This window comes from Pandoraea anapnoica, assembly GCF_902459765.1.
Taxonomy (GTDB): domain Bacteria; phylum Pseudomonadota; class Gammaproteobacteria; order Burkholderiales; family Burkholderiaceae; genus Pandoraea; species Pandoraea anapnoica.
Genome location: NZ_CABPSP010000010.1, coordinates 126,802 through 148,505 on the forward strand (window position 1 = coordinate 126,802; position 21,704 = coordinate 148,505).

The 21,704-nt window shown below is 64.9% G+C and carries 19 protein-coding genes; 9 read left to right on the forward strand and 10 right to left on the reverse strand.

What is annotated here, in order from left to right:
* Nucleotides 1–80: 80 nt before the first annotated feature.
* From PAN31117_RS16920 to PAN31117_RS16950, 7 genes are read left to right on the forward strand one after another with little or no spacing between them, the layout of a single operon-like run.
* Nucleotides 81–623, forward strand: a complete 543-nt coding sequence (locus PAN31117_RS16920) for a chemotaxis protein CheW (protein ID WP_150739224.1) — start codon at nt 81–83, stop codon at nt 621–623.
* Entirely contained in the window at nt 620–2,122 is a 1,503-nt protein-coding gene (locus PAN31117_RS16925) for a CheR family methyltransferase (RefSeq protein ID WP_150739225.1), read from the forward strand. The genes PAN31117_RS16920 and PAN31117_RS16925 overlap by 4 nt, the downstream gene beginning before the upstream one ends.
* The gene (locus PAN31117_RS16930) at nt 2,119–2,805 is read left to right on the forward strand and encodes a chemotaxis protein CheW (protein ID WP_150739226.1); all 687 of its coding nucleotides are present in this window, start codon (nt 2,119–2,121) and stop codon (nt 2,803–2,805) included. The genes PAN31117_RS16925 and PAN31117_RS16930 overlap by 4 nt, the downstream gene beginning before the upstream one ends.
* Nucleotides 2,802–5,255, forward strand: a complete 2,454-nt coding sequence (locus tag PAN31117_RS16935) for a hybrid sensor histidine kinase/response regulator (RefSeq protein ID WP_150739227.1) — start codon at nt 2,802–2,804, stop codon at nt 5,253–5,255. Before PAN31117_RS16930 ends, PAN31117_RS16935 begins: the two co-directional genes overlap by 4 nt.
* Nucleotides 5,252–6,259 carry a chemotaxis response regulator protein-glutamate methylesterase gene (locus PAN31117_RS16940; RefSeq protein ID WP_150739228.1) on the forward strand — a complete coding sequence of 336 codons (1,008 nt, stop codon included), beginning with the start codon at nt 5,252–5,254 and terminating at the stop codon, nt 6,257–6,259. The genes PAN31117_RS16935 and PAN31117_RS16940 overlap by 4 nt, the downstream gene beginning before the upstream one ends.
* A gap of 31 nt (nt 6,260–6,290) precedes the next feature.
* Entirely contained in the window at nt 6,291–7,334 is a 1,044-nt protein-coding gene (locus PAN31117_RS16945) for a diguanylate cyclase (protein WP_370855764.1), read from the forward strand.
* Between the two features lie 15 nt (nt 7,335–7,349).
* Nucleotides 7,350–8,099: a glutathione S-transferase gene (locus tag PAN31117_RS16950; protein ID WP_150739229.1), complete on the forward strand. Its 750-nt coding sequence runs from the start codon at nt 7,350–7,352 to the stop codon at nt 8,097–8,099.
* A 20-nt stretch (nt 8,100–8,119) separates the two neighbouring features.
* Here the strand turns inward: PAN31117_RS16950 and PAN31117_RS16955 are convergent, their stop codons facing one another.
* From PAN31117_RS16955 to PAN31117_RS16965, 3 genes are all read right to left on the reverse strand, one after another.
* Entirely contained in the window at nt 8,120–8,752 is a 633-nt protein-coding gene (locus PAN31117_RS16955) for a GNAT family N-acetyltransferase (protein WP_150739230.1), read from the reverse strand.
* 137 nt (nt 8,753–8,889) lie between these two features.
* Complete coding sequence (locus PAN31117_RS16960; RefSeq protein WP_150739231.1) at nt 8,890–10,287, reverse strand: TAXI family TRAP transporter solute-binding subunit; 1,398 nt, start codon at nt 10,285–10,287, stop codon at nt 8,890–8,892.
* Between the two features lie 119 nt (nt 10,288–10,406).
* Entirely contained in the window at nt 10,407–11,327 is a 921-nt protein-coding gene (locus PAN31117_RS16965) for a LysR family transcriptional regulator (protein WP_150739232.1), read from the reverse strand.
* A 268-nt stretch (nt 11,328–11,595) separates the two neighbouring features.
* Here PAN31117_RS16965 and PAN31117_RS16970 point away from each other — a divergent pair, with 268 nt between their 5' ends.
* Nucleotides 11,596–12,786 carry a M20 aminoacylase family protein gene (locus tag PAN31117_RS16970; protein ID WP_150739233.1) on the forward strand — a complete coding sequence of 397 codons (1,191 nt, stop codon included), beginning with the start codon at nt 11,596–11,598 and terminating at the stop codon, nt 12,784–12,786.
* Entirely contained in the window at nt 12,783–14,108 is a 1,326-nt protein-coding gene (locus tag PAN31117_RS16975) for an MFS transporter (RefSeq protein WP_174991004.1), read from the forward strand. The genes PAN31117_RS16970 and PAN31117_RS16975 overlap by 4 nt, the downstream gene beginning before the upstream one ends.
* An 84-nt stretch (nt 14,109–14,192) precedes the next feature.
* Here PAN31117_RS16975 and PAN31117_RS16980 read toward each other — a convergent pair whose 3' ends face one another.
* The 7 genes from PAN31117_RS16980 to PAN31117_RS17010 all read right to left on the reverse strand — a co-directional run bounded on the left by PAN31117_RS16980 (nt 14,193) and on the right by PAN31117_RS17010 (nt 21,657).
* Nucleotides 14,193–15,377 (reverse strand): acetyl-CoA C-acyltransferase, encoded by a 1,185-nt coding sequence (locus PAN31117_RS16980; RefSeq protein WP_150739234.1) that lies wholly within the window; start codon nt 15,375–15,377, stop codon nt 14,193–14,195.
* Between the two features lie 137 nt (nt 15,378–15,514).
* Entirely contained in the window at nt 15,515–17,014 is a 1,500-nt protein-coding gene (locus PAN31117_RS16985; RefSeq protein WP_150739235.1) for a M81 family metallopeptidase, read from the reverse strand.
* Nucleotides 17,011–18,273, reverse strand: a complete 1,263-nt coding sequence (locus PAN31117_RS16990; protein ID WP_150739236.1) for a Zn-dependent hydrolase — start codon at nt 18,271–18,273, stop codon at nt 17,011–17,013. Before PAN31117_RS16990 ends, PAN31117_RS16985 begins: the two co-directional genes overlap by 4 nt.
* Nucleotides 18,274–18,330: 57 nt before the next feature.
* Nucleotides 18,331–19,032, reverse strand: a complete 702-nt coding sequence (locus PAN31117_RS16995; RefSeq protein WP_150739237.1) for an ABC transporter ATP-binding protein — start codon at nt 19,030–19,032, stop codon at nt 18,331–18,333.
* Nucleotides 19,029–19,796, reverse strand: coding sequence for an ABC transporter ATP-binding protein (locus tag PAN31117_RS17000; RefSeq protein WP_150739238.1), 768 nt, complete (start codon nt 19,794–19,796; stop codon nt 19,029–19,031). Before PAN31117_RS17000 ends, PAN31117_RS16995 begins: the two co-directional genes overlap by 4 nt.
* Nucleotides 19,793–20,800: a branched-chain amino acid ABC transporter permease gene (locus PAN31117_RS17005; RefSeq protein WP_150739324.1), complete on the reverse strand. Its 1,008-nt coding sequence runs from the start codon at nt 20,798–20,800 to the stop codon at nt 19,793–19,795. The genes PAN31117_RS17000 and PAN31117_RS17005 overlap by 4 nt, the downstream gene beginning before the upstream one ends.
* Nucleotides 20,800–21,657 carry a branched-chain amino acid ABC transporter permease gene (locus PAN31117_RS17010; RefSeq protein ID WP_039394534.1) on the reverse strand — a complete coding sequence of 286 codons (858 nt, stop codon included), beginning with the start codon at nt 21,655–21,657 and terminating at the stop codon, nt 20,800–20,802. The genes PAN31117_RS17005 and PAN31117_RS17010 overlap by 1 nt, the downstream gene beginning before the upstream one ends.
* Nucleotides 21,658–21,704 lie beyond the last annotated feature (47 nt).

Sequence of the window (21,704 nt, forward strand, 5' to 3'; positions counted from 1 at the left end):
GTCTATTCATCCGTCGTTTAGCCGTCGCTAATTCGTCGGGCTTTCGTCGAGTTTTCGTCGTTCATTTCGCGGACACCGCCATGTTGTTCCTGCGTTTCGCCATCGCGACCGATCATTACGTCATCGAAGCGGGCCACGTCGCCGAGGTGCTGCCGTGGCTGGCGCTCAAGCGTCTGCCCGCCGCACCGGCATGGGTGGCGGGCGCGTTCAGCTATCGTGGCGAGTCCGTGCCGGTGATCGATCTGACGCGGCTCGCGACAGGACGTGATGCGCCCGCGCGTCGATCCACGCGGCTGGTGCTCGTGCACTACCCCGCACCCGGCCCGAACGCCCGGCGTCTGGGGGTGCTTGTCGAGCGTGCGACCGATACCTTGCGTGCCGATCCGTCGGCGTTTCAGACGAGCGGTGTCGACCTGCCCGAAGGCCGCTATCTCGGCCCGGTGCTAGATACCAACGACGGGCTTGTGCAGTGGGTACGCGTCGACCAGTTGCTGACGGCCGAGGCGCGCGCCATGCTGTTCGACGCGGCGAAGGAAGTGCTGGCCGTCGAGCCAGAGGGCGCAGATGACGCGGGTGATGCGGGTGATGCGGGTGCGGCGAACGCAACGGAGGCGTCGCCATGAGCCACGTGCGAGACATCGAACGCTTGCTCTACGACACGATGGGGCTGGACGCGGAGACGCTCGGCGCGAACGCCATCGAGCGTGCGATACGCGCGCGTCTTGCCGCCCTCTCCGCCTTGTCGCCGGACATGCAGGACGCGCCGCCGTACTCGCGTTACTGGCAGCGCTTGCAGCAATCGCCGCAGGAATTGCAGGCGCTGATCGAGGCGGTGGTGGTGCCCGAGACATGGTTCTTTCGGCATCGCGACGCCTTCACGGCGCTGACGCAGATGGTCCATGAGGAGCGAGAATCTCGTCGGGGCACCGCGCGCGAAGGACAGGCGCTGCGACTGTTGAGCTTGCCGTGTTCCACCGGCGAAGAACCGTACTCGATGGCGATGACGATGTTCGACGCGGGCTTCGGTGCGAACGACTTCACCATCGACGCGCTCGACATCAGCGAACGCGCGCTTGCCGTTGCGCGAGAGGGACTCTACGGCCGAAATTCGTTTCGCGGCCCGCCGGGCACGATGCTGTTCCGGGATCGCTACTTCACGCGTGAGGACGAGAATTTTCGTGTGATCGATGTACTACGTACGCAGGTGCGCTGGCACTCGGGCAATCTGTTCGATCCGTCGCTCGTCGGCCGGCTGGGCACGTTCGATTACGTGTTCTTCCGTAACGTGCTGATCTACTTCGACCGCGAGGGGCAGCGTCGTGCCATCGCCGCACTCGAACAACTCATGCGCATGGGGGCGACGCTCTTCGCCGGACCGGCCGAGGGGGGAACGCTGACCAGCAATGGGCTGGCACCGACGGGGCACGTGCAAGCGTTTTCGTTCCGCGTGGCGGGGCCGGTGCGCGACGTGCGCACGTCGGCGGCGGGCCTGTCACGGCCGACGGGCACGCTCGACGCCTTCCATCCCTCATTGCCAGTGAGCGCCCTCGACGCAGTGGCGCAGCATCGCGTTGCGTTGCCGCACGTTTCACACATTTCGCACGTGTCGCCTTCGTCTGCGCACGCGCAGGCACCGCTCCCGCCTTCGATGGGGGCGGGGTCATCGCGCACGTTTGCACCGGTGACGCCTGTCACGCCGCCGACCGAGTCAACACGCCCCGGCGTTTTTCAGCACGTTGATGCCACAGCCAAAACGGACATCGCCGTACAACTCACACAGGCGCAAGCTGCCGCCGACGCTGGCGACTTCGTGGGCGCCGTGGCGTTGTGCCGTGCGGCGCTGGCTGTCGACCGGGCCAATGCGCAGGCAGAGTATCTGCTGGGGTTGGTCGAAGATGCGCGGGGCGACGCGCAGGGCGCGCTCGTTCATTACCGTCGCGCGCTCTATCTGGAGCCGGGGCATTACGAAGCGCTGGTGCACTGCGCCGCGCTGCTCGACGCGCGCGGCGACGCTACCGGCGCACGGCGTTTGCTGGAGCGTGCCGAACGTGCGGGCACGACTTCGCGGACGACTACCGGACCGCATGATCCGACGCATCGCCACGGGACCCGACATCGATGACCTATCGCGAATCCCCGCCTGAGACCGGTCCCGTGTCCGGCGAGCGTATACCCGCTTCGCCCGCCTCTGCGCAATCCGTGCACCCCACGCGGCCTGCGCAAGCGAACGGCAACACGCTGCATCGGCAAGCGGCGGAGTTGCTCGACCGTCTGCCGGTGGTGCCGGTCGACCCGGCACCGTGGCGCGCCATCCCCGGCGAGCAGGAGAGCGAGCGCGGGACCTCGCTGCTGCTTTTTCGGCTGGCGGACGAATGGCTTGCCCTGCCCGCTTCCACCATCGAAGAAGTCGCACCCATGCGCGGCTGGCATTCCGTACCGGGCCATCGGCAACGTGCGTTGCTGGGGCTCGTCAATCTGCGTGGTGCGCTCGTGCCGTGCCTATCGCTCGGCGAACTGCTCGGCGTGCAGCCCGCACTGCAAACACAGACGCCGCCGACGAACAGTCTGCGCGCAAGCACGGCGCGATTGCTGGCGTTGCGTCATGGGCATCATCTGAGTGCGTTTCCTGTGACGGAAGTGCACGGCACGGTGACGCCTGCACGTGCATCCATGGGCGCAGTGCCCGCGACGGCGCTTGGTGCGTCGGACGGCTTTGCCGTCGCCGTGCTGCCGTGGCGCGACCACATCGTCGGTGTGCTCGACCCGCTGCGCGTTGGCGCGGCGTTCGACCGGAGCCTCGCATGAGCGACGATCTGCAGAACGCCACCCTGCTCGATCTGTTCCGCATGGAGACGGAGACGCAGGCGCAAGTCCTCGGCGACGGCTTGCTGGCGCTCGAACGCGCGCCTACCGACGCGGCGCGCCTCGAAGCGTGCATGCGCGCCGCGCATTCGCTCAAGGGGGCGGCGCGCATCGTTGGCGTCGAGGCGGGCGTCTCGCTCGCGCACGTGCTGGAGGACGCTTTCGTCGCGGCGCAGCACGGTGCGCTCGCGCTCAACGTGTCGATCATCGATCGCCTGTTGCAAGGTGTCGATCTGCTTATGCGTCTCGCACACCCGCCCGGGCGCGATCCGAACTGGGCGCAAGGCGCAGGCAAGGCCGAGATCGACGCGTTCGTCTCATCGTTCGCCAGCGAGCTTTCGGCACTGACGGGCGATGCGTCGCATGCGCCCGAAGCCTCCGGCGAACTCACGGCGTTCGATTACGCCAGCTATGGCGTGGAGACGGGGGAGAGCGACGCTGCGAGCGCCGAAACGCCTGTCTCGGACATGGCGCATATTTCGCCCGCAGCGCCCGCGTCTGACGATAATCACGTGCGGGACAGTCTTGTACTCCCGCGCGTCGTGGAGTACGCGGTGCCGCCGGCGCTTCCCGACACACACGACACATACCTCACCGAGCCGGGCGTACATGCCGACACTGGCGACAGTGCTTCGCGCGCTCTGCGCGTCTCCGCCGACAACCTCGACAGGCTGCTGCGCCTGTCGAGCGAGGCGCTGGTGGCGTCACGCTGGTCGCAACCGTTCGCCCAATCGTTGCAGCGTCTGAAACGTCATCAGCACGACGCGGGCGACGCGCTCGACCGCGTGAGTTCGGCGTTCGCGCAAGTGGCCGACCGCTCCGACGAAGACCGTCAGTTGTTGCTCTCGGCGCTCGCAGACCTGCGGCGCGCGCTCGGTGTCGGCGGTCAGTTGCTGGCCCAACAGATTCATGAACTGGACGACTTCGACCGGCGCTCGACGCAACTGTCGCAGCGTCTGTACGACGAGGCGCTGGCGTGCCGCATGCGACCCATCGACGACCGCCTTGGCGGATTCGCCCGCATGGTGCGCGATCTGGGCCGCTCGCTCGGCAAACCGGCGCGGCTGGAGATTCGCGGCGCGGATACGCAGGTCGACCGCGACATTCTCGATCAGCTCGAAGCGCCGCTGGGGCATTTGCTGCGCAATGCCGTCGACCACGGGCTGGAGCGCCCGGAAGTGCGTGCGGCGGCGGGCAAACCCGGCGAAGGTGTCATTACGCTCAGTGCTCGCCATAGCGCCGGACTGCTGCTCGTGAGCGTGTCCGACGATGGCGCAGGTATCGACATCGAGCGTGTGCGCGAGGCGGTGGTCAAGCGCGGGCTCGTCGCGTTCGATACGGCACGTCATCTCGACGACAACGAGTTACTCGAATTCCTGATGCTGCCAGGCTTCACGTTGCGCGATACGGTCACGGATGTCTCCGGGCGCGGCGTCGGCCTCGATGCGGTGCGCGCGATGGTCGCGATGGTGCGAGGCACCGTACGCATCGAACACACGCCCGGGCGTGGCACGAAGTTCATTCTGCAACTGCCGCTTACGCTGTCGGTAGTGCGCAGTCTGCTCGTCGAGATCGCTGGCGAGCCGTACGCGTTGCCGCTCGCTAGCCTGTCGCGCACGCTGGCGCTGCCGCAGGAAGAGATTGACATGCTCGAAGGGCGTCCGCATTTCACGCTGGACGGCAAGCAGATCGGGCTCGTGAGCGCACAGCAGGTGTTGTGCGGCACCGAACCGGCTGGCACTTCCGGCGATCAGCCGGTCGTGGTGTTCGGCGACGGCGAGGCGCGCTACGGGCTGGCCGTCGACAAACTCCTCGGCGAGCGTATGCTCGTCGTGCAACCGCTCGATGCGCGGCTCGGCAAGTTGCCCAACATCGCCGCAGGGGCGCTGACGGAAGACGGCTCGCCGCTGCTCATCATCGACACGGCCGATCTGGTGCGCTCGATCGCGAAGGCCGTGGAAATGGGGGCGTTGGAGCGCTTGCCGATGCGCACCGCCCAGACTAGCGGAGGCGGTCGCAAACGTTTGCTGGTGGTGGATGATTCGCTCACCGTGCGTGAGCTTGAGCGCAAGCTGCTCGCCGCGCGCGGCTACGACGTGAGTGTCGCCATCGACGGAATGGACGGCTGGAACGCAGTGCGCAGCGAAACGTTCGACATGGTGATCACCGACGTCGACATGCCACGTATGGACGGCATCGAGCTGGTGACCCTGATCAAACGCGACCCGCGCACGGCGGAATTGCCCGTCATGATCGTTTCATACAAGGATCGTGAGGAAGACCGGCAGCGCGGACTCGATGCGGGTGCCGATTATTACCTTGCGAAAGGCAGCTTCCACGACGACGCGCTGCTGCGTGCTGTCGTGGATCTCATCGGGGAGTCGGGGTCATGAAAATCGGCATCGTGAACGATTCGGCCATCGCGGTGGAGGCGTTGCGCCGCACGCTTGCGCAGCGTCCTGGCCTGGAAGTGGCGTGGGTCGCGCACGACGGCGCGCAGGCGGTCCAGATGTGCGCCCCTGTGCCCCCCGACCTTGTGCTGATGGATCTCGTCATGCCGGTCATGGATGGCGTGGCGGCGACGCGCGAGATCATGCGTCGCACACCGTGCCCGATTCTGATCGTGACATCGGACGTTGGCCATCACGCGAGTTTAGTGTTCGACGCGATGGGGGCCGGTGCGGTCGATGCCGTCGACACGCCCGTGCTGGGGGCAGCGGAACTGGCGCGTCCGGCGTCATCGTTGCTCGCGAAGATCGAGGCGGTGGCGGCGCAGCAGGCCGACGCCCGTATACCGCAGACGGTCGTAGTGCCGCGCGTCGTGCCCGAGACGGACGCGTTGGTGGCCATCGGCGCGTCGGCGGGCGGTCCGGCCGCTCTGGCGACCCTGCTCGGACGCCTGCCCGCGAACTTCGCGGCGGGTGTGATCGTCGTACAGCATGTGGACGACGCCTTCGCACCCGGCATGGCGGCGTGGCTCGATCAGCAGACGCCGCTTTCCGTGCGGCTGGTGGAGGCGGGCGAACGCCCCACGGCAGGCGCGGTCCTGCTCGCGGGTGGAAACCGTCACCTGCGGGTGGACGCCAGCGGTCGCTGTGTGTATACCGACGAACCCAGGGATGCGGTGTATCGTCCGTCCATCGACGTCTTCCTGCGCAGCGTGGCCGAGAACTGGCGCTCGCGCGCGGTCGGCGTACTTCTGACGGGCATGGGCCGCGACGGCGCCGCAGGGCTGGGCGCCATGCGCACGCAGGGCTTCATGACCATCGCGCAGGATCGCGCGACGAGCGCGGTGTACGGCATGCCCAAGGCGGCAGCCGAAGCCGGCGCTGCGTCGCAAATCCTGCCGCTGAACATCATCGCGCCACAATTGGTGACGCTGTTCGGCACCGTATGACTGTGGGACAAGAACAGAAGGACGAATAACGATGACGACACCCCCGCGCCAACCCAAACCGGCCATGCCGCCCATTGGCACAGAAAGCAGCCTGAGCGAATCGTCAGCGATGGTATTGCTCGTCGACGATCAGGCGATGGTGGGCGAAGCGATTCGCCGTGCGCTGGCCGGCGAAGCGAACATCGATTTTCACTATTGTGCGAGTCCTGACGACGCGCTGCGTGTAGCAGAACAGACACGCCCGACCGTCATCCTCCAGGATCTCGTGATGCCGGGCACCGACGGGTTGTCGCTGGTGCGTCAGTACCGCGCTAGCCCGCTCACGCGCGACATTCCGATCATCGTGCTCTCGACCAAGGAAGAGTCGACGATCAAGCGCGAGGCGTTCGGGGCGGGGGCAAACGACTATCTGGTCAAACTGCCCGACACCATCGAGCTGGTCGCCCGCATTCGCTACCACTCACGCTCGTACATGAACCTGCTGCAACGTGACGAAGCGTACCGGGCGCTGCGCGAGAGCCAGCAACAACTGCTGGAGACGAATCTGGAGTTGCAGCGGCTGACGCATTCCGATGGCCTTACCGGGCTGGCGAACCGTCGTTACTTCGACGAGTACTTCGGTGCGGAATGGCGTCGCGCATTGCGTGAGCAACGCGAGATGGCGCTGCTGATGATCGACGTCGACAACTTCAAGATCTACAACGACACCTACGGCCACATTGCGGGTGACGACGTGTTGCGCCGCGTGGCGCGCACCATCGCGGAAGCGGCTGCGCGTCCGGCCGATCTTGCGGCGCGTTTCGGCGGCGAAGAGTTCGTGATGGTGCTGCCGAACACATCGGCCGCCGGCGCGGCGGCAATTGCCGAGAAGGTGCGCGCGCAGATCGACGCGATGGCAATTCCCCACGTGGGGTCGGCCAACGGCCGACACGTGACGATCAGTCTCGGCGGCGCGGCACTGGTGCCGCGCACGCACATGGCGTCGACCTCGTTGATCGAGTCGGCGGATCTGGCGCTCTATCGCGCCAAGCAACAGGGCAAGAATCGCGTGGAGATGCAGCCAGGCGCTTCCTGAGCCTGAGGAGGGTGCATGACCTTCGAGCTGTTCTATTGGCCGGGCCTGCAAGGGCGCGGCGAGTTTGTCCGCCTCGCCTTCGAGGCCAGCGGTACGCCGTATGTGGAGATCGTTCAGGAGGACGGCCCCGGTCAGGGCATGGACGGTCTGCTGCACACGATGGACGATCCGGCCTGCATGGATCCCCCCTTCGCGCCGCCTTTCCTGCGTGTTCGGCACCCGTCCGGCGACGAACTTATCGGACAGACGGCCAACATCCTTGCGTATCTCGGACCGTTGTTAGGTCTCGCGGGTGAATCGCCCCGGGCGCGTCGATGGGTCAATCAGTTGCAGTTGACGATGGCCGACCTCGTCGCGGAGGTGCACGACGGTCATCATCCGATTGCCAGTCGTCTCTATTACAGCAATCAGAAGACAGAGGCGCGCAAACGCACGGCGGACCTGATCGACTACCGTCTGCCCAAATTCTTCGGGTATTTCGAGCGCGTGCTGGCAAACAATCCGAACGCGGGGGGATGGCTCAGCGAAGGCGCGATGTCGTACGCCGACCTGTCGCTGTTTCAGGTGATCGAGGGGTTGTATTACGCGTTTCCCCGCGCCATGTCGGGATTTGCGAAGGCGTTCCCGCGCTGTCAGTCAGTGCGCGACGCCGTCGCTCGCGAGCCGCTTGTTGCCGCCTATCTGAAGTCGTCGCGACGTATCGCGTTCAACACCACGGGCATTTTCCGGCACTACAAGGAACTGGATCGCGCGTCGCCGTTTTGACGGCCTGCATGATCCCATGCCTATTCCGGTAACGAGGTATCCCCGGCGTTGAGCGGGCGCTGCATCAGCACGGTGTCGACCCAACGGCCGAATTTGAAGCCGACGGACTTGAGCGTGCCCGCATGCTCGAAACCACATGCAGTGTGCAGTGCGAGCGACGCGCGATTACCGCTATCGCCGACGTTTGCGATCAACTGCCGCCACGGCCCGCCCTCGCACCGCGCGATGAGCGTGAGCAGCAGCGCACGTCCGACCCCTTGGCCGATGGCATCGGCGGCGATGTACACCGAGTCTTCCAGCGTGAATCGATAGGCCGAACGCGGACGGTAATGCGTGGCGTACGCGTAACCCAGCACCCTACCCTCATATTCCGCGACGAGATACGGCAGACCTGCCTCGCGAACCTTTGCGCAGCGCGCACGCATCTCCGCTTCGTCGGGCGGCACCTCTTCGAACGACGCCGACCCGGTGAGCACGTGATGGGCGTAGATGGCCGTAATGGCGGGCAGATCGTCGTCTCGTAACGGACGCACGTTGCAAGCGCAACGCGCGAGTTCGGTGCCCACGCACCGCGATTCGGCCGATGCCGGTGAGACAGGTGCCGTCGACGATGACGACGGGCGGTAGGAGTGAGCGGGACGGGACGACGACATACCAAAGAACCAGTAGCGTTGGAATTTACGACGGGCCGGTTTTTCGGCCCGTGACTGTCGGCAGTTTGCGCCGCGCCTTGCTATAAGAAAAGCTTGTGCGGATTATGCATTGCATAAGTCATTCTTTGAGATGATGCTCAAGTCTCTTTCGACGTTTTCTCTGTCGCCGCGTCATCTGCCGAAGCGCCCGGTTCGGCATTCATCGCGTCGAGCCGTGCACGCACGAAGCCGATGTGTTCGCGAAGCACGTAAAACTGATCGGCATAGGCGAGCGGAATTTTCAGCCGGTTGACGGCGGCCTCGACGGCGTCGAGCCGGTGCCGCAGGTTCTTGTATTCCGTGTGAGCGTCGTCGGCCAGCGCCTCGCGCTCCAGCGCGATGAGCGCACCATACCAGCGATACAGTCGCGACTTCACACGCCAGCTGTACAGCGACGGCACCAGCCGGAACGCCGGGATCAGCACCACGATGATCGGCACGAGGAGCACGACGATTCGGTCCGCGAGGCTCGCAATCCAGAACGGCAGATGCCGGTACAGGAATCCCTTGCCTGACTTGTAGTAACGCGCGGCGTCGTCGGAAATTGGGAACTCATGCACTTGTGCTGACGGGAATTCGCCCGCGCGTTGCAGCAGGTTGGCCTTGCCGTGGACCTCGCGTGCCGCTTCGATGAGCAGATCGGAGAGCGCCGGATGCAGACTTTCGCGCGCGACGAGTTCGACCGTCGGGCTGATGACGTGCACCGGCTGCGCCGGTAGATTGCGGCCGAGATCGAAGACCCCGCGCGGCAGCGTCAACTGATTCAGATAGGTGAAGCGGCGCGTGTAGGCGTCGGCCTGTGCGAAGTCCATCAGCCGCACGCCGGGGGTGCGAATCAGTTTGCCCATCGTCGGGCCAGTGGCGGTGTCGCCGGTGAGCATCGCGGCATCGACACGTCCGTCGATCAGCGCCTGCGCGGCTTCCTGCCCGTCGTAAGCGGTGAGCTTGGTCGGGCCGCCGGGCTCGATGCCGTTCGCCTTGAGCAGCGTGAGCGACAGCGCACGTGCGCCGCTGCCTTCGCGACCGATGGCGATGCGCTTGCCCGCGAAGTCGGAGAGCTTCGTCACGCGTTCGCCGCGATAGAAGACGGAAATGGGTGCGTAGAACATGCTGCCGAGCGAGACCAGCCCTTCGGTATCGAGACCTTGCGACACGCCGCCCTGCACGAGGCCGAGGTCGACATTCTGCTTGTCGTCGGCCAGTCGCTCGACGTTCTGACGCGAGCCTTCGGAGGTCAACACATTGAGCGTGATGCCATCGCGCGCGAGGATGGTCTTGTAACGTTGCGCCGCGGTCCAGAACGAGCTGCCTTCCGGTCCGGCGCTCAGTGTGACGGTGCGCGGCGGGGCCGGTTGCACGAGCCAGACGGCGAGCCAGATGGCCGCAATCGCGATGAGCACGACAGGGCCGAAGGAGACGGCGAGATCTCGCCAGGAAATCGCGACAAAGCGCGCGCGGAGTCGCCGGTGGGCGGGTTGGTTAGAGTCAGTCGTCATGAATTGATCGGGCGGGCTTAGCCAACAGGTCCAACATTCGGCCGATCATACGCCATCTACGGCGTCGTTCCCGACACCGGACCCAAGCCGTCCGCATTCATCGCGGACGCATCGTCAGTTCATCGATTCGCGAGACTCTGCGCGAGTTGTTTCCACAGATGGTCGGCCGCAGGCGAGAGGCGGCGTCCGACGCGGGTCATCATCTGGCTGGAGAAACCGGCGGCAATCGGGTGGTCGATGGGCACCGCGACCAGCTCGCCGAGTTCGATGCCGCGCCGCGCGGTGATGGCCGACATGAAGGCGACACCCAGACCGGCTGCGGCGAGCGTCTGCGCGGTATTGAACAAGTCGACGCGATACGCGGGCGTGACGTTCAGACGCGCCGTGTCGAGCACCGAGTGCACGAAGTGCTGCACGCCGTGCGCTTCGGTCATGAAGATGAGCCGCTCGTGCACCAGTTCCGAGGGCGGCACGCTCTCCATCTTCGCGAAGCGATGCGTGGGGGCGACGATGGCGCACAACGCCTTGGCGGCAAACGGATGGATGCGCATGGCGGGGTCGTCGTCCGAGCGGGCGCACAGGCCGATATCGACCACGTCGTCGCGCACCAGCGAGAGCACGGCGGGCGTGGGGCCGGAGCGGATTTCGACGAGGATGTCCGGATAGCTCATCGAAAAGCGCTGCAACGCCTGCGCGATCAGGCGTCCGATAAACCCCTCGCCCACGCCGATGGCGACGCGTCCGCGCTTCAGATGCCGGTACTCCTCCAGCCGCGCCGACAGGTCACGCTGACGCCGCTGGCCGTCGCGGTAATAGTCGATGAGCACCTGACCGATTTCAGTGATGATCACGTTGCGCCCGCGTCGCTCGATGAGCGGAAATCGCAACCGTCGCTCCAGCGCCGCGATCTGACGGCTGACGACGGACGGATTCACACCGAGCGCTTCGGCCGCCATCCGCACGCCGCCTGTCGCAGCGATCTCGGCGAGATATTTGAGCGGACGCTCGCCAATGTCGTCCATCCACGATTCGTTGTTCATGTTTGTTTCACTGTTGCGTTCGAGCGGATGCACCGGTGTGATGCATGAGGCAGGCAACGATTGCCAAGGCGAGAATGTGCCGGTCTTGGATTACCGGCAACCTGTTGAATTCGCAGTGGTTTTGCGTGTCGATACCGACATTCGACCTATATCGTCACTTCAAGCATTGTTGCCCTGAAAGCAACATTTTGACCTGTCAATGGTCATCGGTGGGGAATTTCGTCGGTGCAATACTCCGCGTTAATCAAAAACTAGAGAGGAGCCCCCGATGAGCGAGATTCGCTATTGCGAGGTGAGCGATCTGGCCGACGCGCGTGAGCAGTTGGCCGACATTCGTCACCACATCCACCAACACCCCGAGCTGTCCTACGAGGAAGTCGACACGTCGCGATATGTGGCGCAGAAGCTGGAAAGCTGGGGTTACACGGTCACGCGTAACGTCGGTGGTCACGGCGTGGTGGCCTCGCTCACCGCGGGCACTAGCGGTCGCACGGTCGGTGTGCGCGCCGACATGGATGCGCTGCCGATTCACGAGCAGACGGGGCTCGCGTACGCCAGCGTGCACGACGGCAAGATGCACGCGTGCGGTCACGACGGTCACACGACGGTGTTGCTCGGTGCAGCACAACATCTCGCCAAGACGCGCAACTTCGACGGCACCGTCCATCTGATTTTCCAACCGGCGGAAGAAGCCGGTTCGAACAGCGGTGCGGAGCAGATGATTGCCGACGGCCTGTTCGAGCGCTTTCCGTGCGAAGCGATCTTCGGTCTGCATAACCACCCGGGCGTGGCCACGGGTACGTTCGGTTTCCGCGCAGGTCCGCTGATGGCCGCGTGCGACACCGTCAAGATCCGCATTCACGGTCGTGGCGGCCATGCGGCGCGTCCGCACCTGGCCATCGACCCGGTGGTGATCGGCAGCGGTCTCGTGATGGCGCTGCAAACCGTGGTGGCGCGCAGCATCGACCCGACCGAAGCCGCAGTCGTGACCGTTGGTACGTTCCATGCCGGTTTCGCGCCGAACGTCATTCCGGAAGACGCCACGATGGAACTGAGCGTGCGCTCGTTCTCGGCGAAGGTTCGCGCGACGCTCGAAGAGCGCATTTGCGCGCTGGTGAAGTCGCATACCGAAGGCTTCGGTGCGAGCGCCGACATCGAGTACATCCGTGGCTATCCGGTGCTGGTGAACAGCGAAGCGGAAACGGAATTTGCCCGCAGCGTGGCCGAAGAACTGGTCGGCGCGGAGCACATCATTTCGCCGTTCCCGCCGATCGCGGGCAGCGAGGACTTTGCGTACTACCTGCAAAAGGTGCCGGGTTGCTTCATTCGCCTGGGTAACGGCGAAGGCAAACCGATGCTGCACAACGCAAAGTACGACTTCAACGACGACAATCTGACCATCGGTGCCGCCTTCTGGACGCGTCTGGTCGAACGCTTTCTTGCCAAGGACCGCGCATGAGCACCGCCACGCAATCGCAATCGTTTCCGGGTGACGGTGCAGCGTCGTCATCGGCAGTGCAGATGTCGCCCGCACAGCAACGCAAGATCGTTTTTGCCGCCGTCATCGGCAACCTGCTGGAGTTCTTCGACTTCACGGTCTACAGCTACTTTGCGCTGACCATCGGCAAGCAGTTCTTCCCGGCAGACGACCCCATCACGTCGTCGCTGCTCGCGTTCGCCGTGTTCGCGGTGGGCTTCGTGATGCGCCCGCTGGGTGGCATCGTGCTTGGCCGCTATGCTGACCGTGCTGGTCGCAAGCCTGCGCTGACGCTGACCATCCTGTTGATGGCGCTCGGTTCGGCGGCCATTGGTCTTGCGCCGACGTATGCGCAGATTGGGCTCGCGGCGCCGCTGCTGATCGTAAGTGCGCGTTTGCTGCAAGGTTTCGCGCAGGGTGGTGAGTTCGGTGCGGCGACGGCCACGCTGCTGGAAGTGGGCGGTGCGAAGAGCCGTGGCTTTCGCGCAAGCTGGCAACTGGCGAGTCAGGGCGCAGCCGCGCTGCTCGGTTCGGGGCTGGCGGCGAGCCTCGGCTTCCTGCTCTCGGACGACACCATGCACAGCTGGGGCTGGCGCATTCCGTTCCTGCTGGGCACGCTGATCGCACCGGTCGGTATCTACCTGCGTCGTCACATTCAGGAAGAGCCGCCGAAGGCGAAGGCAGTGGCCGGTCGCGACGATCCCAAGCGTGGCCTGTATGTGCGCAACTGGTTCCTCACGATTTTCTCGATCGCGGGCATGTCCGTGTCGACGTACGTGATGATGTACTACATGCCGACGTACTGCATTCAGTACCTGGGTCTGCCGCCGAAGATGTCGATGCTCGCGGGCGTTGCCGCCAGCACGATCTCGCTGGTGATGTGCCCGATCTACGGCGCGTGGTCGGACAAGATGGGCAAGCGTAAGCCGCTGACGATGTTTGGCCGCGTGGCGCTGATCGTTCTGCTGTACCCGGCGTTCTGGGTGATGATCCACTACCCGTCGCTGCCGGTCGTGCTGGCGGCGCTGATCGTGTTGATGCTGTGCTACACGATGGGTTCGGCCCCGGCGTATGCGCTGATGCCGGAGAACTTCCCGAAGCATCTGCGTGCGGGCTACATGTCGAGTGCCTATGCGATTTCGGTGTCGGTGTTCGGTGGCACGGCACAGCTCGCCGCGGGCTGGCTGATTCGAGTGACGGGCAACAAGATGGCCCCGGCGTGGTACATGATCGCCTGCGTGATCGTGTCGCTCATTGCCGTGTCGATGTTCGAAGAGACCGGGAATAAGGTGCTCGACGAGTAAGCGCGGATCGACGCGAAACGCAAGAAAGGCGACGACGGCATTCCGCGTCGCCTTTTTTTGTTGCCGTCCGAATCTGGAGCGTGCTTACACCCGTTCCAGAATCACCGCCATCCCCTGCCCCCCACCGATGCAAGTCGTGACGAGCGCGTAGCGTGCGCCGGTGCGCTGTAATTCGTACGCCGCCTTTGTCACGAGGATGGCACCGGTTGCGCCGACGGGATGCCCAAGTGCAATCGCGCCGCCGTTCGGATTGACGCGCGATGCATCGAGCGACATCTCTTTGATGAATGCGCCGACGACGGACGCAAACGCCTCGTTCACTTCGATGACGCCTATCTGCCCGATATGCAGATCCGCACGCTTGAGGGCCTCACGCGTCGCGACGACCGGACCGAACCCCATCTCCTCAGGCGGCACACCGACTCGTGCATGAGCGACGAGACGCGCCAGCGGTCGCAGCCGCCGCGTCTGCGCGTTACGGGGCGACATCAGCAGCACGGCGCATGCGCCGTCGCTGATGCCCGACGCATTCGCCGCCGTGATCGTGCCGCCGTCGCGGCGAAACACCGGCTTGAGGTGCGCGAAATCGTCTGCCGAGGGCGCGGCCCTGACACGCTCGTCTCGCGAGAATGTGGCGGGTTTGCGTGCTGTGCCGATGTCGAGTGGAACGATCTGCGCGTCGAAGTAACCTGCCTCGATGGCGTGCGCGGCGCGTTGATGCGAAGCTAGCGCGATAGCGTCCTGTTCGGCGCGGCCGATGTCGAGCGACGCGGCCACGCGTTCGCCCAATTCCCCCATGTGAACGCCGGTCATCGGGTCGGTGAGGCCGCCCATGAGTGTGTCGACGGCAACGACGTCGCCCGGACGTGAGCCGAAGCGGTGGGCAGGCAGCATGTAGGGCGCGAGACTCATCGTCTCGGCACCGCCGCCGATGACGGTTTCAGCTTCGCCGGAATCGATGTACTGCGCTGCGAGCAGGACGGCTTCGAGTCCCGAGCCGCAGAGGCGATTGACGGTCAGCGCACCGGCACTTGGTGCCACACCGCCACCGAGTGCGACACGTCGCGCGAGGTACATATCGCTTGCGGACGTCTGATGAACGTTACCGAAGATCACCTGATCGACGGAGTCGCCCGAGAGACCGGTACGGGTCAGCAACGCGCGCACGACAGCGCTGCCCAGATCGGCTGGCGGTTGCTCGCGCAACGCCCCGCCGAATTCGCCGATGGCCGTGCGAACGGCATCGACGATGACGATGTCGGTATTCATAGCGAAGTCCTGACGAATCAGCCGAAGGACGGGAGCCGCCGCACGCGGCGCCACGTCTCAGCTTAGGACGCGATTTCGCACAAAACACCTGACAACCTTGACAGGTGACGAGCGACGGAAGGCTCGCCGCCTATCGCTCACACGTCGAACTTCACTTCCCCATCCAGCGGATACACAGGACGATTCACATGTGAGAACGGGAACAGGTCGTAGTTCGAACTCGTCACGCCATTGCTGTCGCACTCGACCAGACCGGCCGAGATGGGCACAAAGACCGGACGGCAATACATACGCGACTTCAGCAGCAGGAAGCGTTCGCTACGCGGATCGAGCCCCACGCACGTGAACACACCGTGATCCCACGGTTCGTGTGTGCGCTCCGTCACCACGATGCGGGCCGCACCGATGTCGAACAGCACAGTACGCCCCATGTAGCAACGCTGGCCCGTGTACGTCGGCCCCGTCACGACATACTCGCCGTCGCTGATCTTGCGCACGATGCCGGTGAGCACCGGCGGTGTCTTGGTGATGCCCAATTGTGTCAACGGACGCTTGTTGCCCAGCGCCAGCGTGACCTGTGCACCCTCGCCTGCGGCGATCAGCGTCGCCACCGCTTCGGGGTCGCACAGCGGGCCGACGCCGATGCCCGTCAGCCCGCCTGCCAAGGCAGCTTCGAGCACGTCCATCGTGTCGCACGTGCCGCCCGACATGCAGTTATCGCTGTGGTCGAGCAGCAGCACCGGCTTGTCTGCGCCTTGCGCCAGCTGCTTCGCTTCGGCCACCGATGCCTCAAGCGGCGCACTGCGATAGACGAAACCGTCGCGCTCGTCCCACGCCTGTGCCGCGATGCGATTGGCGACTGCTTGCGCGCGTGCGACACCGTCTTCGCTTTCGTCAGCGGTCACGACCACGCTGATGCACGGCGCAGGAATGTCAGCGAGCGAAAAGCCCGAGAACACCGACACCGCGGGGATGCCCTCCTCGGCTTCGGCGCGGCGCGCGGCGTCCAGTGCGCGCTTCATCGCGCCGCCATGACTCGTGCTGCGCAGCGAGTGCACCATCAGCGGCGGCTGTCGCCACACAACCTTCGGGCGACGCTTGCCCGCCAGCATCTCGAACAGCAGACGCCCGGCATGCTCGCCCGTCTCGTACATATCGACGTGCGGATAAGTCTTGAAGCCGACGACGATGTCGGCGTTCGCCACGATCTTCGGCGTGACGTTCGCGTGCAGATCGAGCGCCACGGCAATCGGCGTATCGGGCGCAGCGGCGCGCACGCGCGCGAGCAAATCGCCTTCGCCATCGTCGCTGTTTTCCGCGACCATCGCGCCGTGCAGATCGAGCAGAATCGCGTCGACGCCGGTGGCTGCCGCCACGATGCGACCGCACAGTTCGTCATACGCGCTCGCCGCCACCGGACCGCTGGGATTCGCACTCGCAGAGACAGGCGTCACCATCTGCGCACCTGCCGCTTCTGCCAGATCGATAAATGCAGACATCGCCGTGCGCATGCCCTTGTTGTCGCGATAGGCGTCGGCATCGAACGTCGGGCCTTCATTACCGAAGGCGTCGAGCGGCGTCGGCACCGGCGAGAAGGTGTTCGTCTCGTGATTCATCCGCGCGATCATGACTTTCATGCGGCACCTCCGGCGCGTTGCAGCATCGCTTGCAGCAGCACGTTGCAACCAGCTTCGAGGTGCGCCGGATCGGCGTCTTCGATCTCGTTGTGGCTGATGCCGTCTTTGCACGGCACGAAGATCATCGCCGTGGGGGCGACGCGGGCGAGATACACCGCATCGTGCCCTGCACCGCTGATGGCGTCCATCGACGAATAGCCGAGCGTCTGTGCGCCGGTGCGAATGGCGTCGACCAGTTCCGGCGCGAACGGCTGCGGCGGGAAGTACACGACCTGCTCGATGGCGACGTCGATGCCCTTAGTACTCAGGGCCGTACACTCGGCGCGCAGCTTCGCGTTGAGCGCGTCGAGCGTGGCGTCGTCCGCCGCACGCAGGTCGACCGATAGCTTCACGCGGCCCGGAATGACGTTGCGCGAGTTCGGATAGTTGTCGACCCAGCCCACGGTGCCGCGCGCGTGCGGCGCGTGTTCGCAGGCGATGCGGTTCACAGCCTGAATCAGTTGTGCAGCCGCCAGCAGGGCGTCGCGACGCAGTTCCATCGGCGTCGGGCCCGCATGTGCTTCCATTCCCGTGATGGTGACGTCGTACCAGCGCTGGCCGAGCGCGCCCTGCACCACACCGATGGTCTTCCCGTGCGCTTCGAGGACCGGTCCCTGTTCGATGTGCGCTTCGAAATACGCGCCGACGTCGCCCGACTTCCCGACGGCGGACGTCTTGCCCGCATACCCGATGCCGCCGAGCGCTTCGGCGACACTCACGCCGTCGTGATCCTTTTGCGCCAGCGCGTGTTCGAGCGTGAACGCACCCGCGTAGACGCCCGAGCCCATCATCACCGGGACGAAGCGAGAGCCTTCCTCATTCGTCCAGACGGCGACTTCGAGCGGCGCTTCCGTCACGATGTGATTGTCGTTAAGCGTGCGCAGCACTTCGAGGCCAGCCAGCACGCCGTAATTGCCGTCGAACTTGCCGCCGGTCGGCTGCGTGTCGATGTGGCTGCCGGTCATGACGGGCGGCAGCGCGTCGTTGCGCCCGGCACGGCGCGCGAAGATGTTGCCGATGGCGTCGATGCGCACCGTGCAGCCGATCTCCTTCGCCCACGCCACGAACAGATCGCGACCCTGACGGTCCAGGTCCGTGAGCGCGAGGCGGCAGACGCCGCCCTTCTCGGTCGCGCCGATCTGCGCGAGTTTCATGAGACTGTCCCACAGACGCGCACCGTCAATGCGCACTGCGGCAGCCGGTTGATCGAGACGTTCCATGTATTTCTGTCCTTGAGAGTTGCATATCGACGCCAGCGGAGACGCCAGCCGGGCGGGCTACGCCACGCCGACGCCGAGATAGCGGTCCTTGACGACCTCGTCGGCGAGAAACGTCGCGTTGTCCGCGCCGTACACGATCACGCCCTGCTCGACGATGTAATGCCGGTCGGCGAGCTGCGTGCAGACTTCCAGATTCTGTTCGACGAGCAGGATGGCCACGCCCGCCTGCTTGATGAGCTTCAACTGCGCCACGATCTCTTCGACGATCACCGGCGCTAGCCCTTCGACGGGTTCGTCGAGCATGAGCAGACGTGGGTGATTCATCAGCGCGCGCCCGATGGCGAGCATCTGCTGTTCGCCGCCGGAGAGTTGCGCACCACCGTTCTTGCGACGCTCCTGCAAGCGCGGAAAGATGCGGTAGATGTCGGCGAGTTGCCACGGCGAATCGCGTCGCGCGCCGAGCTTCAGATTCTCTTCGACGGTGAGCAGCTTGAAGATGCCGCGATGCTCCGGTACGAAGCACACGCCGCGCGCAGCGATGCGATGCGCGGGCTGCCCGGCGACCGGCTTGCCCATGAAGGTGATGCTGCCCGCCTTCGGCGTGACCACACCGGCGACGGTCTTGAGCGTTGTCGACTTGCCCGCGCCGTTGCGACCCAGCAGCGTGACGAGTTCCCCGTCGCCGATCTGGAACGACACGCCTTGCAGGATGTGGCTCTTGCCGTAATAGCTGTGAACGCCTGCGACGTCGAGAATCATGCGCGGCCTCCCGTGATCATGTTGCCGAGATAGGCGGCGCGCACGCGGTCGTCGGCACGAATCGCATCAGGCTTGCCTTCGACGAGGACACGGCCTTGCTGCATGACGGTGATCGTGTCGGAGATGTCCATCACGATGTTCATGTTGTGCTCGATGAGCACGACCGTGTGGTCGTCGCGCAGGCCGCGAATGAGTTGCTTCATGTCGTCGAGATCGTCGATGCCCATGCCGGACGTCGGTTCGTCCAGAAAGATCGCCTTGGGACGCGCGGCAAGCGCCATGCCGACCTCTAGGCGTCGCTGCTGCCCGTGCGAGAGTAGACCCGCTGCGGTGTCGGCGTGACGCGTGAGCGCAAGTCGCGTTAGCACGTCGTCCACGACGGCTGCGCAGGCGCGCGCGCCGTCCGCCTTACGCCAGGACGACAGCGCCTGACGCGGCGTCACGCCCAATGCTGCGAGACGCAGGTTCTCGCGCACCGACAGGTTCTGGAACAGCGCCGTCACCTGAAACGAGCGAGCGATGCCGCGTTGCACACGACGGTAATCGGCTTCGGTCGTGACGTCGTGACCGTCGAACATGATTCGCCCGCCCGAGACCGGCACGGTGCCCGTGAGCATGTGGAACAGCGTGGTCTTGCCTGCGCCGTTCGGCCCGATGACGGAGTGCACCGTGCGCGGTGCCACACGCAGATCGACGCCGTGCAGCGCGGTGAACTTGCCGTACCGTTTGACGATGCCCGAGGCTTCGATGAGAGCGTCGCTCATGTCGGGTCTCCCTGCGTACTCTGCGTACTCTGCGTATCCAGTTTGCCGTTCGACGTATTGCGGCGGCCCGTGATGCGATACCACAGCGATTCGCCCACCCCCCACAAGCCGCGATGCATGAACAGACTGACGGCGATGAGCAGCAGGCCGAGCAGCAACAGCCAGCGCGGCCAGAGCGTCGACAACCAGTCGGCGGCCAGCACGTAGAACGCCGCGCCCAGCACTGACGCGAACAGATTGCCCGTGCCGCCGATCACCGTCATCACGAGGATCATTTCGCTCGTGTGGTACTCGATGTTGGACAACGGTGCGATGCCCGTCATGAGCGCGTGCAGCGCGCCAGCCAGTGCCGTGACAGCGCCGGAGATGGCGAACGCCACGAGCTTGAACGTCTTCACGTGATAGCCGATCGCCGCCGCGCGCGTTTCGTTATCGCGAATGGCGAGCAGCGTGCGGCCGAACACCGAGTCCGCTACGCGCAGCAACCAGGCGAAGACGATCAGGAAGATCACCGCGACGAAGGTGTAGTACTGCCACGGCGTCTCCAGCGGAATCAGCGTCTTGCCGCCGATGGCGAGCGACTTGCGTGGAATGTCGAGCAGACCGTTGTCGCCGCCCGTCCAGTCTGTGGCGGTATAGGCGAAGAAGTAGAACATCTGCGCGCACGCAAGCGTGAGCATCACGAAGTAGGTGCCCTTCTGCCGGATGGCGAAGCTGCCGACGAGGGCCGCAATCGCCGCACCCAGCACGATGGAGGCGACGATGGCCACGGGCATCGGCAACGACCAGCGCGTGAGCATAATGCCCAGCGTGTAGCTGCCCATCCCGAAGAAGATGCCCTGACCGAAGGACAGCAGACCGGTGTAGCCCAATAGCAGGTTGCAGCCGAGGACCGCGAGCGCGTAGATCAGCACTTCGGTGGCCAGCGTGCCCGACGAGAGCGCGACCGGCAGGATCAGCGTGACGGCGGCGGCGAGCCACCAAAAACGGTAACGTACGAACATCATCCCCTCCCGAGCAGGCCGTGCGGACGCATGAGCAGCACCGCTGCCATCGCCACGTAGATCATGAGGCGCGCGCCTTCCGGCCAGATCGTGCTCATCAGACTCTGCACGATGCCGATCACGAGACCACCCACCAGCGCCCCGGCGAAGCTGCCCATGCCGCCGATGACGACTACCACGAACGCAATGCCCAGCGCTTCGATGCCCATGAACGGCTCCACGCCACGCACCGGTGCAGCCAGCACGCCCGCGAGTGCCGCCGTACCTGCGCCGAGGGCAAACGCCAGGCTGAACACGCGGAACACGTTAATGCCGAGCAACGACACCATCTCCGACGACTCGCTGCCCGCGCGCACCGCGCTGCCCAGTCGCGTGCCTTCGAGCAACCACCAGAGCACGGCGGCGAACACGGCGGTGAAGCCGATCAGGAAGAGGCGATACTTCGGATAGATGAAGCTGCCCCACATCACCACGCCGTCGAGCACTTCGGGCACGGCGACGTTATCGCCCAGCGGTCCCCAAATGATGATGACGGCTTCCTGCACGACGAGCGCGAGGCCGACCGTCACGAGAATGTGGAACTCATGCGCTTTCTCGTAGATGTGCGAGAGCAGCACTTTCTCGGCAATCCAGGCGAGCGCACCCACGACGATGGGACACACGATGAGGGCGAGCCAGAACGACATCCCCCATTGCAATGCCTGATAGCAGAAGTACGCGCCGAGGAGATAGAAGGCACCGTGCGCAAAGTTCACGAAGCGCAGCAGGCCGAAGATGATCGATAGGCCGACGGCGAGCAGGAAGTACAACATCCCGATCCCGACGCCGTTAATGACTTGGAGCAAGTAGACGTTCATGCGCGTCCCGGAGAGCTTTGGAGCAGACGTGGAACACCTTGTGCATG